At 62.4% G+C, this 14,394-nt stretch carries 15 protein-coding genes and 1 tRNA gene; 11 read left to right on the top strand and 5 right to left on the bottom strand.

The genetic code is table 11. The features are described from left to right. Position 1: 1 nt before the first annotated feature. Both Q4G32_RS13480 and Q4G32_RS13475 read left to right on the top strand, forming a co-directional pair. Positions 2-85: transfer RNA gene (locus tag Q4G32_RS13480), tRNA-Leu, on the top strand. Between the two features lie 1,188 nt (positions 86-1,273). Further along, positions 1,274-1,525 carry a hypothetical protein gene (locus Q4G32_RS13475; protein WP_303352211.1) on the top strand — a complete coding sequence of 84 codons (252 nt, stop codon included), beginning with the start codon at positions 1,274-1,276 and terminating at the stop codon, positions 1,523-1,525. A gap of 482 nt (positions 1,526-2,007) precedes the next feature. On the opposite strand, the gene Q4G32_RS13470 is transcribed toward Q4G32_RS13475, so the two are convergent. From Q4G32_RS13470 to Q4G32_RS13460, 3 genes are all read right to left on the bottom strand, one after another. Next, positions 2,008-2,250, bottom strand: coding sequence for a hypothetical protein (locus tag Q4G32_RS13470; protein ID WP_303352209.1), 243 nt, complete (start codon positions 2,248-2,250; stop codon positions 2,008-2,010). A 916-nt stretch (positions 2,251-3,166) separates the two neighbouring features. Further along, positions 3,167-4,102: a hypothetical protein gene (locus Q4G32_RS13465; RefSeq protein WP_303352207.1), complete on the bottom strand. Its 936-nt coding sequence runs from the start codon at positions 4,100-4,102 to the stop codon at positions 3,167-3,169. Positions 4,103-4,198: 96 nt separating this feature from the next. Beyond that, positions 4,199-4,441 carry a helix-turn-helix transcriptional regulator gene (locus Q4G32_RS13460; protein ID WP_303352205.1) on the bottom strand — a complete coding sequence of 81 codons (243 nt, stop codon included), beginning with the start codon at positions 4,439-4,441 and terminating at the stop codon, positions 4,199-4,201. A gap of 145 nt (positions 4,442-4,586) precedes the next feature. On the opposite strand from Q4G32_RS13460, the gene Q4G32_RS13455 reads away from it, so the two are divergent. The 4 genes from Q4G32_RS13455 (at position 4,587) to Q4G32_RS13440 (ending at position 7,437) form a co-directional block, all read left to right on the top strand. Then, positions 4,587-5,147, top strand: a complete 561-nt coding sequence (locus Q4G32_RS13455; RefSeq protein WP_303352203.1) for a hypothetical protein — start codon at positions 4,587-4,589, stop codon at positions 5,145-5,147. Between the two features lie 201 nt (positions 5,148-5,348). Then, entirely contained in the window at positions 5,349-6,005 is a 657-nt protein-coding gene (locus Q4G32_RS13450) for a hypothetical protein (protein WP_303352201.1), read from the top strand. A gap of 277 nt (positions 6,006-6,282) precedes the next feature. Next, positions 6,283-7,125 (top strand): hypothetical protein, encoded by an 843-nt coding sequence (locus tag Q4G32_RS13445; protein ID WP_303352199.1) that lies wholly within the window; start codon positions 6,283-6,285, stop codon positions 7,123-7,125. Between the two features lie 15 nt (positions 7,126-7,140). Next, complete coding sequence (locus Q4G32_RS13440) at positions 7,141-7,437, top strand: hypothetical protein (RefSeq protein WP_303352198.1); 297 nt, start codon at positions 7,141-7,143, stop codon at positions 7,435-7,437. 381 nt (positions 7,438-7,818) lie between these two features. Here Q4G32_RS13440 and Q4G32_RS13435 read toward each other — a convergent pair whose 3' ends face one another. Further along, positions 7,819-8,313, bottom strand: coding sequence for a MarR family winged helix-turn-helix transcriptional regulator (locus Q4G32_RS13435; RefSeq protein WP_303352195.1), 495 nt, complete (start codon positions 8,311-8,313; stop codon positions 7,819-7,821). Between the two features lie 83 nt (positions 8,314-8,396). Here Q4G32_RS13435 and Q4G32_RS13430 point away from each other — a divergent pair, with 83 nt between their 5' ends. The 3 genes from Q4G32_RS13430 (at position 8,397) to Q4G32_RS13420 (ending at position 10,938) form a co-directional block, all read left to right on the top strand. Beyond that, on the top strand, positions 8,397-8,972 hold the full coding sequence (locus Q4G32_RS13430) for an NADPH-dependent F420 reductase (RefSeq protein WP_303352193.1): 576 nt from the start codon (positions 8,397-8,399) through the stop codon (positions 8,970-8,972). Positions 8,973-9,050: 78 nt separating this feature from the next. Beyond that, positions 9,051-9,926, top strand: coding sequence for a VOC family protein (locus tag Q4G32_RS13425; RefSeq protein WP_303352191.1), 876 nt, complete (start codon positions 9,051-9,053; stop codon positions 9,924-9,926). 268 nt (positions 9,927-10,194) lie between these two features. Next, on the top strand, positions 10,195-10,938 hold the full coding sequence (locus Q4G32_RS13420; RefSeq protein WP_303352189.1) for a hypothetical protein: 744 nt from the start codon (positions 10,195-10,197) through the stop codon (positions 10,936-10,938). 62 nt (positions 10,939-11,000) lie between these two features. Here the strand turns inward: Q4G32_RS13420 and Q4G32_RS13415 are convergent, their stop codons facing one another. Further along, positions 11,001-12,179 carry a methyltransferase domain-containing protein gene (locus Q4G32_RS13415; protein ID WP_303352187.1) on the bottom strand — a complete coding sequence of 393 codons (1,179 nt, stop codon included), beginning with the start codon at positions 12,177-12,179 and terminating at the stop codon, positions 11,001-11,003. A 31-nt stretch (positions 12,180-12,210) separates the two neighbouring features. Here Q4G32_RS13415 and Q4G32_RS13410 point away from each other — a divergent pair, with 31 nt between their 5' ends. After that, positions 12,211-13,059, top strand: a complete 849-nt coding sequence (locus Q4G32_RS13410) for a hypothetical protein (RefSeq protein WP_303352185.1) — start codon at positions 12,211-12,213, stop codon at positions 13,057-13,059. Between the two features lie 27 nt (positions 13,060-13,086). Next, positions 13,087-14,289 carry a phosphoglycerate dehydrogenase gene (gene serA, locus Q4G32_RS13405; RefSeq protein ID WP_303352183.1) on the top strand — a complete coding sequence of 401 codons (1,203 nt, stop codon included), beginning with the start codon at positions 13,087-13,089 and terminating at the stop codon, positions 14,287-14,289. Positions 14,290-14,394 lie beyond the last annotated feature (105 nt).

The raw sequence follows: 14,394 nt of genomic DNA, 5'->3' as shown, positions 1-14,394 counted from the left end.
CGCGCGAGTGGCGGAATAGGCAGACGCGCACGGTTCAGGTCCGTGTGCCCGAAAGGGCGTGGGGGTTCAACTCCCCCCTCGCGCACACAGGGTAGTTCACGAAATTGTGGGCTACTGGTTCACGAAAGTCCCTGCTCAGAGACATTTGAGCAGGGACTTTCGCCTGTGCTGGGAGTTTTTCCGTTCCTCGACCGCCCCGGCTTCCACCTACCGCACCTGCTCGTGGGGTTGGACGGGAATTGTGGGCATGAAAGTGCCCCTGACTGGTGTTTCCAGGCAGGGGCTAACCTCACGCTGCGATCTAATTTTTGGTGTTCTGTTTCCTCCGCCACGCAGTGGTGTCTGGACGCTTCCGTTGTGGTGCTGGGGCGCGAGCGGGCCGGGCTTTCCCTAAACGCCGGTGGAACGGGGACCGTCGCTGTGCCCGACTCACGGTGGGCAGCGGCTTCACCTCAACATCCTCCGAGTGGTCGCGCCCCGGGTCGAACCCGTAACAGTCGAGGAGCACTCGGATGTTGGTTGCTGCAAGACAGAACGCCAACAGGAAAGCGGAACGTCGGACCCCCATCACGCGGACGCTGCCGCGCCTGACATGCGAGTGGTGGACTTTCACACTGGAGTTCGCGCTTTCGATGGCCGAGCGGCGACCGTAGGAACGTGCCCAGTCTGTGGTGCCGAAGCGAACCCGTTGACGTGTTTGGGTCATGTCCTCAGGCCCTATGGTCGGCGTGGATGCGCAACTGCATGAACCAGGCGGGCAGTTCGTTGTCGGGCGAGTTGCAGGGTCCCAGCGCATTGATTTTGGGGCGTTAGGGCACCGAAGCCTCCCATCGCGTGCAGGTCCTCGCAGACGCTGAGTCCGCCGTGGCAAGTTCGGCGAGCCCATCGGCTTGAATGCGTAGGTGTCGCGCTCGTCGTAGAGCGCGCACAGGTCGCGTTCTGCCTGGGAGGTCAGGTTGCGTCCGAATCCGGGTAAATGACGGAGCCGGTCCGGGAGGGCATCGACGAAGAGCCCGCCGTCCACCCAAATCGTGCCGGGGATGGGTCCGGGACGTACGACTCGCTGATTGGTGTGCAGGTCAAGGACCTGTTCCAGGTTGCGGGCCATGAGTTGGTCAGCCCAGTTCTCGTGCTTGAGGTAGGTGTAGCCACGGTCAGCGAGAACAAGTTCTGTGTGCCCGGTCGTGTGGAGCATGGAGTCCATTAGAGCGAGTCCGGCCTCTGCTTTGGAATCTCCGGCGGGGCGTGCGACAAAGCCTGTAATAAGGGACCCGTGTCCCTGGCTGTCGAGGTCAGCCACTGGTGTTCCCAGGTGCAGGTCGAGTCCAATGAAGGTCTCCTTCTTCCGACCGTTTTTCCCTGCCCGGTATCCCTCACGCATCTGATGATCGGCGCAGTGAATGTACCTACCATCGTCCCCGATCTTGGGGTATGTCGGGTCACGGTGTTCCACCTGTGGTGCCGTGAGTTCTCGCTGCGGTGGTGCTTCATCGACGGCATCAGTGGTCTTATCGGGGTTGGTTGATCGTCGACGGTAGTGGGACTCAAAGTCTGTTGAATCGATGGCAACGCTCCGAGACCGACGGAGCTTGCGCGGCAGCACACTGGCCGTCAGGGACGTGGTGAGGTCATCGAAATCCATGGTGATACGAGGTGGGGAGCACTCCCCCGTTCGACTGTTCACACGCTCTTCGAAGCCTTGGCACAGGTCGGTCACTGCGGACTCGACCTGGCTGTAGGGAATTGTTCCGGTCAGGCCAACGATGTTGCGCTGCTCAGCGGACAAACGAGCACTGGCCCGGTGTGCTTCGGACAGCAGGAGACCTCCGCCTGTCACGGCTGACAGCGCCAGGACCGTGAAAATCGCATCCCAAGACTGAGCCCGTTTACGGCCGGTTGAAGCCGTCATGTCCCGCGCAACACGTTGAAGAACTGGGCTTTGAGCGATCTTCCGTGCCCGTTCAAAGTCGTGCCGAGGAATCGGGTCCAGGATCGCTCCCTGTCGTTTCAGCACAGGTTCGCGGCTTTCATGAGGTAGACATCGGCATCCCATCTCCCCGGAACGTAGGGGGCGATAGCTTCCAAAGTCTTGGCGCTGACAGTTCCTGCCATGGCCATGAATTCCGAGATGCGCACGTCCTGCGTCAAGATCGTCGCCATCCAGGTGGTGCGCAGCCTCGCGTAGTGCAGGGAGGGAAGATAGCTGGGTAGTTCGATGCCCGCGCGTATTTTGCCGAGTGGGTCCTTCACGTGGGGGTTGTGATTGCCGACGAGGGGTCCTTCCGGTCATCTCTGGCAGAGCGCCTCCAGTCTTGGGGCATAGTGCGTTAAGACCGGCACGATGCGGTCGGGCAGTTCGATTGCGAGGAACCCGCTCGTGTCCACGTGTTCCCGCATGTCATTGCGTGTCACGGATAGGGCTTCGCGTGGCTTGAGACCTGCGCCAAGACCGAGCGTCAGTAGCGCCGTTAGCACGTGCGCCCGGTGGTCGGTTGCTTGCGACTGCGTCGCGCGCCAAAACCCGGCAACATCGTCGTCACTGTAGGGCGCTGCAAGAGTCCGGGCGTTGGCGAAAGGACGGATGTCCTCGGACCAGTGGGGGTTTGGTACAACGGCTCGGGTAATAGCGCGTAGGTGAGACCGCACGGTGGCCTTCCCGGCAGGCGATAGGTGCTTCAGTTCCGTAGCGATGAAGCGGTGCGCGTGCTCGGCTGCGAAGACCTTCTCCGGCTTCATCGGGATGCCTTCATGGCGTGCCCAGGCCACAAGCCGCGCTGCGTACCGGATACGCATTTGAGCCGAGGATGCCGATGGGTACTCCAGTTGTCCCAGTGTCTCCACCAGAAATGGTCGGATGGCCTTCCACTCTGGTGCCGAGATCACCGTCGGTGCCGGGTGGTAAGCCAGAATGGCATCCCGGGGTGAGTGCCCAGACGACGGGGCCGTGTTCTGATCACGCATCGGGGTAGCCCCCTGACCGTTGCGGGGGTGTAGAAGCCGATGGGGGTCTGGTGTTTGGGGGCGCGCAGGACGCGATAACCCCTTGGCGGGAAACCAAAGACGGAGTAGCCTTAAAGGTTTTTCCAAGACCTTGAAGGCCCCTGCGGTTCCCCGTGGGGGTTTTCTCGTGTCGGTGCGCCCGTAGGCGCTGTTCCATATGGTGTGGTTACTCCTTTCCTGGAGCCCGTAAAGCTGGTGTTGCTTCGTACAGGCCTCGTTCCAGGCGCACGACCTCGCCTCGGTGGAGCATCTTGCGCAACGCGGCATCAACCTGGTTGGAGGTCAGCGCCGGTGCGGGGAGACCTCGGGCGTGGTTGTGTTCTGTTGCGAGGCGGTGAACGTCGCCCTTGATGCGGTAGGACCGCATCGGACGCCCCACGGAGAGGACCTCACGGATCACGTCCGTGAGGTTTCTGATGCCCTCGGCACGTAGTCTCACGGCGATGCCGTGCCGGTATCCCCCGATGAGGGGGTAACGCGGGACACCGAGCAGTACGCGTATCTGACCCCAGTCGGTACCGGCCAGGGCTGGGTTGTGTTGTGCGTTGGGCATGCGGGACATCTGTTCCAGTGCGATGACATCGGCGCGCACCCGGTCCTTGAGGACTTCCACGGTCTGCGGCATCACGGCCTCGCTCCACCTGGTTGAACTGTGCTGGTGGTCTATGTGTACCTCATCAACTGCGGTCACGTGCCCAGGAACAAAATTTTGAGCATGCTCTATCACACCTGAGTGATACCCGGCAAACAGGGTCAGGAACCGCGTCATGACGGGGCACAGACCCTCGTCAGCCAAGGCTGCGTCGATCTCGGGCAATGTGACCCACCGCGCCCCGTGATAGGTACGGCGCAGCGTTTCCTGCCCGATTCCCACCACCCGGCCTAATCGGTGGTAGGTGCTGTGACGTAACGACCCGGGGTTTTCACGAGAAGCGTCAGCACCGGCGACGGTCTGCTCGATGATCGAATCAATGGTTGCGGTGAAGGCCATCGCGTAGACCTCACCCCACCCTGACGGAGCGACCTCCGCAGCACGCACGAAGTCGAGCCAATCCGCCACGGTGCGCAACCCACGTGCTTGACGCGGCGACTGAACACGCATCACTACCCTCCCGCTTTCTTGCGTTTCGCTGCCCGCCATCGACGGGGTCACTCCATGAGTGTGAGTACCGGCCATCGCCTTCATATGTCGTTCGTGTCAGACGGAGGTCTTCCAGAGGGGAGCCATCATGGCATCCAGGGGAGTGCCCCATACCCGAGACAGGATCAGCCAGGTGCGCAGGTCCCCGTTGTAGGTCCCGGAGGAGATGTTGAGGAGGGTGCGACGGGAGATGCCTGTGGCCTCGGCCAGGTCGTCGTAGGTCATGTTGCTGCGGGCGCGGTAGTCGTTGAAGACGTGGCGCAGGGCAGCGAGGTCTGGTTCGGGGTGGTTGTGTAGCACCCCATCTAGGCAAGTGCCGGAATGACCGAAATACAGTGCAGGGAGTTGCACTATCTGGTGCAGGGTGCTTCACTCATGACCGCACCACCAACCCAGCAGGTCAGCCCTACAGCAGCACGGGCGAAGACACCACAGGACACACACCATGAGCATCCTCCGCGCACTCAGCGTGGGAGCCCTAGGCGGAGCGGCCATCACCGGCCACACCGTCTATCAAGGCTCTTTGGCCTACAAGACCGTCAACGAATGGGCCGAGCAGGTCGCAGCCGATGATCGGTTCCTCCTGCTTAACAACCAGCCGTTGCCGCCCCTGGAGGAACCACCGCTGCCTGCCCCGCCTGCGAAGGCCAGCCACCTGAGCTGGCTCATCCCCGGTCTCGTGGCCTTCATCATTCCCCCGATCCTGGGGGCGGTGCTCTTCGGGAGCATTGGTGTAGCCAGCGGCGAACCCGGCGCTGGGCCAATCGCCGCCATTTTCGGTCTCATCGGCGGGCTCGTTATCGGTGTCCCGCTCGGCGGACTATCAGCACTGACCGCTCGTGCGATTACCGCCCAGGGGTACGCCAAACGACGTATCACCTACGACACGCAAGTCCTCCGCCACGAGGTATGGGCGGCGCGCCAAGACGCTCTTGAACAGCTCGCAGCAGGGTACAAACCCGTGGCCTATCTCGACGCCATCGGCATCGACCCACAACGGCTCTGACTTACCTGCGGGACGGCCACTACTGTGACTGTTATGTCTCGCCGATCAGACAAAAACGCGTCCCTGAAAAGGAAACGCCGTCAGGATGCTGCCCGCCGCGCGGCGAGGTCGGCCTATCTCTGGCACTCCACGGAGACCTACTGGCACGGCGGTCGGCCAGGTCTCGGAGAGGGAACTGTGCTCCTCCCTGGCGGAGGCGGCTTGCTCGCCGCACAGAGCGCGCGCGGCAGTTCGGATGGGGGTTATTTTGCGTCAGAGAAAGTCTACTTCACCACGGACGAACTCCTCGCGCGCGCCTATGCCCAGACACTGCGTGTCGGAGGAGGCCCGGGCACGCTGTACCGGGTCGAGCCCATTGGGCCCGTGGAGCGAGACCCGGACTACCGTGCCCCCTGCCCCGCGATCTCCTTTATGGCTGATCGCGCCCGCATCGTGAAAGTGGTTGAGGAGAACGTCACCAGCCTCTCAGCCGAGCAAGTGGGCGAAGCCTTCGGTCGGTTCCAGTTCTGGCCGGGCCCAGAGCCTTACTGCGCGCCAGACGGAACCGTTCGGCCCAGTCCTAGCCTCAGAGACGAGGGTTGGACCTACGAGGTGTTTGCGCTACTGCCCCGCTGGACGCCACTCAAAGACCTCTGGACGCGTCTCTCGGACCTCGTCGTGCAGTCACCTGAGAAAGTCATCGCTCTCGCTCCAGCCATCATGAATCAGGAGAATCGCTTCCTGCTCGCGGGTTACCTTTCGCCCGAGGCCATCCGATACCTTAAGGAAGCCGCTGAACCTATGCCCGAGGCCGCGCCACCCTCGGAGGAGCCGTCGCTGTGGCGTCGCCTGCTCGGTCTGGGTGGTGGGAAATCCTGACGCCTATTTCTTCACACGACGGGGGAAATCTTGCGGCTTAGCCCGGGAAAGTAGTTGGCCGGTGGCCAGGAGAAGCCAGTCCGGGCAGGGATTCAGACACATGCAAGCGACCCACGACATATCCTGGCTCAAGTCGCATCCGACGGGGGCTCCGGGGCGTGATGCAGGGGTAGGCGGCACTGTCACTAGTCCTTGAATCACGCCCGGTCTCTACCTCGCGACGCAATTGGGTAGAATTTGCATGGACATGACAGGCTGAGGATGTAGGGGTCGCCCAGTGAAGATTCAGAACGGAACGTGGCACGAGTTCGTCGCAGGAGAGCGCCCCAATGAAGGGCCACTTGTCGTCGATCTCACGCAGGCTCGTTGGGTCGACCCAGTCGCCGCCGCAGGTATTGCCGCGCTGATTCAGGGAGCCATCACGAAAGGTCAGCAGGTCACGTTCCTTGGACCTGAGAATGCCGACACAGCCGGCTACCTGGCACGAATGCGTCTCGGAGCCGCGCTCGACGAGCTGAAAGTGCCCCACCGTCTTCCCCTTGTGAACGAGCGCGACCAGGAGGGCAACCTCCTCGAACTCCGCACCTTTTCCAACGAGCACGACGGCGAAGATGTCGCCAATCTGGTATACGAACGCATGCGAGAGATCGATGGAATTGAACCACAGCTACTCGAGCCATTGCACACGGCTTTGGTTGAACTGGCTGTCAACACGGCTGCGCACGCGAGGGTCGAACATGGCTATGTCATCGCCCAGACATACCGAAAAAAGGGCATCATCAAGTTTTGTGTCGCAGACGCGGGCGTTGGCCTGCGAACCAGCCTTGAAGGGGGCGGGCGTCTCCACCCCGACGATGACGCGCACGCCCTGGACCTGGCTACAGTGCGCCAAATAACAGGAACCGATGACCCAAATCGAGGGTACGGCCTCCCGGAAGTCGTGAGTTCAGTACGCGACCTTGGCGGAACTACAGAGATCGCTTCGGGTACCGCGTCTGCGCGCTACGAACGGGAAAGCAAGGCAGGCGACGTGACGAACATGTCCTATACTTCTCCCCTCTCCAACGCGTATGATGGCGTCATCGTCCAGGTCACCCTGCCATGGGTTCTCGGACGATGACCGAAAGGACAAGACATGACGACGCTTGTGATGCCCCGGTTGACGGGGAGCAGGCTGAGTGCCCGCGACCTGGTTGACCAAATCTCATCCCAGCCCCTCTGCGGCGAAACGATCGTCTTGGATGCGCTGCCCATGCACGCAGCATCGCAGTCGTATGCAGACGAACTCGTGTTGCAGATTCTTGACCGTGGCGAGGCAGCCCGCTTCGAGGTGCATGGCGCTACAGAACGGTTCGCCCGCCATCTTGAAGTGTCCGCCCAAGTGCGCGGAGTCAGCGATCGAATCTCGGTGACGGCACGACCCGGCACCTAGGCTCCGCGTGTACGTTTTGACGCAGCAATCCCAAACCGGGTTGCTGCGTCAAAACTTTTGGTGCCAACGCAACTAGACGCGACACAAGCCCTCACACTGGCGCGCAACTCGTCGTTGAGATGAACAAATAATCTAGGCACTAGGTACAAGCACCTCGAATGAGACAGAAAGCGGGCTAGTCAGAGGTCTTTCGTGAACGACCCACACAATGAAGGCTCCGGCTCCAAGCCGGGGCCTTCGCTCATTCTCGGCCCATGAGCGCCGAGATCACCGGTTGTTGTTGAGAGCACCGCCTACAGCAGGTGCTCTCAACAACAACCGGTGATCTCGGTGGCAGCAACCGGCAACACGACCCACCAGGAGCGCGAGACCCCCAGCCGCTCAGCGGTCGTAGCGGGTATACGTCTCAGCCATTGATCCATTCGGGTCCAGCCGCGGCAGGATGGCCCCCGTGATCTGACACAGCTGCTCCACCTGCTCGGGCGAGAGCGCATCCAGCACCCGCGAGCGCACCGTGTTCACGTGACCTTGTGCGGCATCTTGCACCGTGGACCACCCGGCATCAGTCAGCCTGGCCACTGTGGCGCGGCGGTCGTCTTCGGCCGGTGCGCGCTCCACGAGCCCGCGTTCCTCCAGCCTTCGCACCACGTGGGAGAGCCTGGGCAAGGTGGCATTGGTTTGGCCTGCCAGTTCGGTCATGCGCATGGTTCGCCTGGGGGCTTCGGAGAGCATGGCCAGGGTGTAGTACTCAAAGTGCATCAAATCGGAGTCTTCGCGCAGTTGCGTGTCCAGGATTCCTGGCAACAACTCCACAACCGCAACCAGTCGCACCCAGGCGGCCAATTCGTCGTCGTCAAGCCAGCGTGTCTGGCTCATCACACCCCTCCCAAATAGTTGACGCTACAAGTTTACAGGTCTATCTTCATAGTTGTAGCAACAACCAATAAGGAGTGAGCGACATGACCCACATCAGCATTCTGGGCACCGGCAACATGGCACAGGCCATTGCAACCGTCATCACCAAGGGCGGCAACACCGTGGAGCTACTGGGCCGCGAGCAGGCCGATCAGCCCGTGACCGGCGACGTCGCTGTCCTGGCCCTGCCCTACCCCGCCGTTGCCGAGGTTCTGGGGCAGCGCGCAGATCAGCTGACAGGCAAGGTGGTTGTGGACATCACCAACCCGGTGAACTTCCAGACCTTCGACTCCCTGACCGTGGCACCGGGCAGCTCGGCCACCGCGGAGATCGCAGCCGCCCTGCCCCAGTCATCTGTGGTCAAGGCGTTCAACACGAACTTTGGCGCCACCTTGGCATCCGGCACCAACGGCACTGCACCCACCACCGTCCTCATCGCGGGCAACGACGACGACGCCAAGGCCACGCTGGCCCAGATCGTCACCGCCGGTGGGCTCAACGCCATCGACGCCGGAGGACTGAATCGCGCCCGTGAGCTGGAAGCCATGGGTTTCCTCCAGATCACCCTGGCTGCCGCAGAGAAGGTCAGCTGGACCGGCGGCTTCAACGTCACAGCCTGACAGAACAACATCCTGGTCGGGCCACCTTCCACGGCGGCCCGACCAGCAGAACTTTTTGCGCAAGGAGCACAAGCAGTCATGACCACCTCAACCGCAACCGAACTGCTGTCAGCCGATACCTCCATGGGTGCCGTCACCCTCTTGGTCGGCGACCTCAAAAAGATGACCGACTACTACCGGGATGCCATCACGTTGAACGTGCTCTCCGAATCACCCCGCAAGGTGGTTCTGGGACGCGGTGTGCTCCCGCTGGTCATCTTGGAGCTGGCTCCCGAACTCAAACACGCCACCCGCAGCCAGGCCGGTCTGTTCCACACAGCCATCCTCTTTGAGACCCAAGCGGATTTGGCCGCCGCCATTTACAGCGTGGCCAAGCTCTACCCGGGTACCTTCACGGGCAGTGCGGATCACCTGGTCAGCCAGGCTTTCTACTTCAGCGACCCGGAAGGCAACGGCGTGGAACTGTACTGGGACCGCGCCCGCACGGAGTGGAGCTGGGTTCACGGCCGTGTGGAGATGGACTCCCTCATGCTGGACCCCAACGCCTTCATGCGCGAACACCTCACCGAAACCGCTGTTGACCAGGCCCACCATCAATCCGCCACGGTGGGTCACGTACACCTGCAGGTGGGTGACATTGCCAACGCCAAGCGCTTCTACGTGGACCAGCTGGGCTTTGAGACCACCGCCACCATGGGCACGCAAGCCTTGTTCGTGAGCGCCGGTGGCTATCACCACCACATGGCCATGAACACTTGGAACAGCCGCGGTGCGGGCCCTCGCCCCAAGTCCCTGGGTCTGGGCACCGTTCGCCTGGATCTTCCGGGCACCGACGACGTCGGAGAACTCAACGAACGCTTGACCCACCACGGTGTCATCACCCACGACGACGGCAACACCCTTGCCTTTCAGGACCCCTGGCTCAACCGGGTGGAGGTCTCGGTCAAAGGCTGAGAAGACCCACGTTCAGAATACGGCTTTGGCCCCACAACGCTGGTGCGTGGCGGCTAAATCCGTGTTCTGAACTCCGGGCGGCGATTGTGCGGAGCGCTGAGCCGGAGGGCGGCGCATGAGAGGGCAACACACCCACTGATGTGGTCACTTGTGTGGTCACGCTCAATGACGCACGTGAGCTGATTACGGCCAATGATTGACGCGACACCAAAAGTTGTCGCGGAGCCTCTGCCGTGGCTCTCCCCATTGCTGTGATCAGGAATCTGTTGTGCCCGACCTCTCCGTACCTCCCCCTCCCCCCGGTATACGCGCTTTCGATTCGGTGCTCGTGGAGTACCGCACGGTCCACCGTCAGCCGCGGGTGATCTTTGATGAGCTGGCCCGCCAGGCCTACGACGCTGCCGCCACCATCACCAACCTGTTGTTGGTGGCGGGGGTTTCCTCGGATGCCCTGCAAGGGGAAACCCGCCCCGTGGAATGCACGTTGAACCCCACCGTCCCAGGCTCCTACGTACTGCGCTATGAACTGCCGGAGATCCCAGATCCCAACGCTGCCAAGCGCAAGCTGCCCAGGCTGTTGCCCAATGCCCTGAAGTCCCGCATTCCGGGGCCGCAGATTGATGAGGTCTTGCAGGAGGCTCTGATCAGCGGCAACCGCGTGACAGTGGAGATGCTGCTGTGCATTGGAGTGTTGACCAGCATTGATGAGGGCAGACTCTCCGCCACAGCTGGAATCTCCGGCAACGATCCCTTTGTGGAGATGGTGGATGGGGTGCGGGTGATCCAACGAGTGCACCGCAGCACGTGGGTTCTGCTGCAACGTGAGGACATCCAAGTCTGCCTGCGCGGCATGTTGGCCCCGTTCCAGGACGAACAGCTCTACACCATGACGTTGGTGGAGAATCCGCATTTCAGCAACCTGGAGGCGGCTTACGTCATCACCGCCAGCCAAAAGCTGCGGGATTTTGCCCACGGAGAGCCGCTACACGTCCCGCCGCTGGATCGCAGCTGAACCGGCCTCCGCATCGCAGCTCGCTCCACATCACAGATCGGATGAATCCCGACTGCGTGGGGTCATTTCCGTTGCAACCGCAGAGCCACCTCGTAGTGACCCGTGTGCGGGAACATGTCCAGAACCTGCCCCTCCACCACACGCCAGGACGGCATGAGTGCCACATCACGCGCCAGCGTGGTGGCGTTACAGCTGGAGTAGATCATCGACTGGGCAGCGCTGCGGTCCAACCGCCGGGCCAGTGGGGCTCCCAGCCCCCGCCGGGGTGGATTCACCACGATCAGATCGGCTGCGGCGTCGTCGTAACCCGAATTGCTGGCTCCGGAGGTGCTGCCCAACTGACTGTCCCAGGTGGTGGCATCCCCGGCCTGGAAGCGAACAGCGCTCTCCGGCAGCCCCAGATCATCTGCGGCTTCCCGCGCTGCGGTGACTGCCTCCGTGGAAACTTCCACTCCCACCACCGAACGTGCGGCCCCCGCCAGGTGCAGCGCAAAGCCGCCCACCCCGCAGTAGAGGTCCAGCACCCGGGAAGGGTTGATCTGCTCGGCCCAGCGGGCGGCCAGCCGGTACAGGGCGGCGGCAACTTCCGTGTTCGTCTGGAAGAAGGACCGCGAGCGCAGCCGCAGGTCCACGTGATTCACGCGCATGCGCAGGCTGTCTTGTTCGGTCAGCAGGATTTCCTCCGGCCCTTCCAGGACTGCCTTGTGCTCGGGCTGCAAGTTCACGGAGACCACGCGCAATCCGGGCAGTTCAGCGTGCAACCAGGGCAGCTGGTTGCGGATGCGTTCCACCTGCCGGGGTGAGCGCAGCACAAAACGCAGCATGAGTTCGGCATCCGGGGAGACCGTGAGCAGAACATGTTTGAGTTCCCCACGCCCCTTGGCAACGTTGTAGGGCAGCAGCTTCAGGCGCGCGCTGAATTCGGCCACCGATTGCAGTGCCTGGCCAACCGCCTCCGGATAGAGCGGGCAGTCCCGCAGGTCAACACCGCGCCCTCCGGGGTCGAGGATGCCCAGCCTGGGGCGGTCAACAGTTCCTGCCACCACCATTTTGGCCTTGTTCCGGAATCCGGTCTGTGCACTTGGCACCGGTTCCAGCCACCGCACGTGCTCGTGCTCCGCTCCGGCCGTTTCCAGGGCGTCCCGCACACCGGCTGCCTTCTGCGCCAGTTGCACAGAGTAAGGTTGGTCGATCAGCGTGCACGAATGGCACAGCCCGCGGTTGTGGTATTTGCACTGCACGGCGTCGAGCCTACCGGCAGAGGAGTCCGCGGTGCCCGCACCCAAGCCCCGCCCCACTCCCGGGGATCGCCGCCAAACCAGCCCAGAAATCCCCACCCCTGCCACCATGGCCGGCAGCCGTGACCCGGCCCTCAGCGTTCGGCCCGTTGACTACTCAGCCGCCACCCGTGACCATGCACGCCGCAGTATCACCCACCACACCAATAACGACGCCGCCCCCAGCTCCCCAACCGGCGCCACTCCTGAATCTGGGCTCGGAGCCAAGCACCGCCAGGAATTGGCCACCCGGATCATGGCGGCATTGCAGGAGAACACCAACCGGCGGTTGACAGCCCCGGATTCGTTGTACTCGGTGGTCTCCGGCAAGCCCGTCCCCACGGGTGAGTCTCTGCATCTCACGGCCCCACGCGGACCGGTGAATGTGGTGGGAGCCTGGGACGCCACCTTGGAGGATCTTCAACGCTGTGTTGAAGATCCGCAGGATTCATGGTCGGCGGATCTTGGCCGGACCGATTACTTCTTGCGCGGTGAGCTCTGCGTGCAGATCCGCCGGACGGATGCCCAGATCGTGGGGATCTACCACGCAGGATGGGCATTGGCGCGCCGCCCGGACGATCCACTGCCGGAGGAGCCCGGTTCCGGACGTTCCGCTTCCGGTGGCCGCGGCACCCGGTATCCCACCAACCAGGCGGAACTGCTCAAACGTCTGCGGTCAGCTGGCTTCCGGGTGGTCACCTCCGGCCCCACGCACGGGAAGATCACCCATCCCGATCACCCGGGGAGATTCCTGCCCTATGCCTCCACACCATCCGGGCAGCGTTACGGTCGTCACGTTGTGACGGCTGTGAAGCGGGTGTTCGGCATTGATCTTCGCGCCTGAAAGTGGCTGAGGTCTAGACTCGAATCCGTGAAAGCACTGCTCCTGGAAAACATCCATACCGATGCCGAAGAGATCCTGCGCCGTCACGGGGTAGAGGTGGAAACTCGGAAGGGGGCGCTGGATGAGGGCGAATTGATCGCTGCTCTGGAAGGCGTTGACCTCCTGGGGATCCGCTCCAAGACCACTGTGAGCCGCGCAGTGTTCGAGGCCCACCCCCAACTCATGGCTGTTGGTGCTTTCTGCATTGGCACCAACCAGATTGATCTGGTGGCCGCGGCCGAATCCGCAACACCGTGCTTCAACGCCCCGTATTCCAACACCCGGTCCGTGGTGGAACTGGCCATTGGCGAAATCATCAGCATGGCCCGGCACGTCACGGACAAAAATGCCGCCATGCACGCCGGCGACTGGGACAAGTCCGCCAAAGGCGCCCATGAGGTCCGCGGGCGCACCCTGGGCCTGATTGGTTACGGCAACATTGGAAAGCAGCTTTCCGTGCTGGCTGAATCACTGGGCATGCAGGTCTATTTCTACGATGTCCGCGATGAACTGCCCATGGGCAATGCCAAGAAGTGCTCCTCCATGGATGAGCTCTTTGAAAAGTCGGAGACCATCTCCGTTCACGTGGACGGACGGCTCTCCAACCAGGGCCTGATTGGACGCGCCGAGTTCGAGAAGATGCGTCCACGCACCTTGTTCCTGAACCTGTCGCGCGGCCATGTGGTGGACATCGAAGCCCTCAAAGACGCCCTGGTGTCCGGTCATATTGCCGGAGCTGGCATTGATGTGTACCCGCAGGAACCCAAGGCATCCGGTGAATCCTTCACCTCCCCGCTGCAGGGCATCCCCAATGTGATTTTGACCCCGCACATTGGTGGTTCCACGGCGGAGGCTCAGGAGAACATTGGCCAGTTTGTGGCCTCCAAGTTGCTGGACTACGTGGAGCAGGGCTCCACGGCCCTGTCCGTGAACTTCCCGCAGGTTCAGCTTCAGCCGGTCCGTGCCGGAGTTCGGCTGCTGCATGTACATGACAACGTTCCCGGTGTGCTGACCGCCGTGAACACCGTGCTCTCAGAGCACGGTGTCAACGTGGATGGCCAGCAGTTGGTCACGGAGGGCCCCACCGGCTACCTGGTCACGGACTGCTCCTCCGGTGTGGATGCCACCGTGGTGGATGAGATCTTGGCCCTGTCCGCCACCGTGCGCTTGGCCACCATCGGCAGCATTTGAGCCACCCCGTGGTCGTCGCGGCTCGCCGCAGCCAGTGACCAGCGCACCCAGGCGCCCGGCATCGGCGGATGCCTGGAAGCAGGCGGCAAAAAGCGGGCGGTAGCA

This window comes from Kocuria sp. (assembly GCF_030538595.1).
GTDB lineage: Bacteria > Actinomycetota > Actinomycetes > Actinomycetales > Micrococcaceae > Kocuria.
Note: the sequence above shows the minus strand (reverse complement) of the source record. Positions and strands in the feature narration are given on the sequence as shown.

Coding starts and splice junctions, on each gene's coding strand:
- Q4G32_RS13465 (WP_303352207.1), bottom strand. CDS start 4,102: ATGCGTGTTCAGTCGCCGCGTCAAGCACGTGGGTTGCGCACCGTGGCG.
- Q4G32_RS13455 (WP_303352203.1), top strand. CDS start 4,587: ATGAGCATCCTCCGCGCACTCAGCGTGGGAGCCCTAGGCGGAGCGGCC.
- Q4G32_RS13425 (WP_303352191.1), top strand. CDS start 9,051: ATGACCACCTCAACCGCAACCGAACTGCTGTCAGCCGATACCTCCATG.
- Q4G32_RS13440 (WP_303352198.1), top strand. CDS start 7,141: ATGACGACGCTTGTGATGCCCCGGTTGACGGGGAGCAGGCTGAGTGCC.
- Q4G32_RS13430 (WP_303352193.1), top strand. CDS start 8,397: ATGACCCACATCAGCATTCTGGGCACCGGCAACATGGCACAGGCCATT.
- Q4G32_RS13435 (WP_303352195.1), bottom strand. CDS start 8,313: ATGAGCCAGACACGCTGGCTTGACGACGACGAATTGGCCGCCTGGGTG.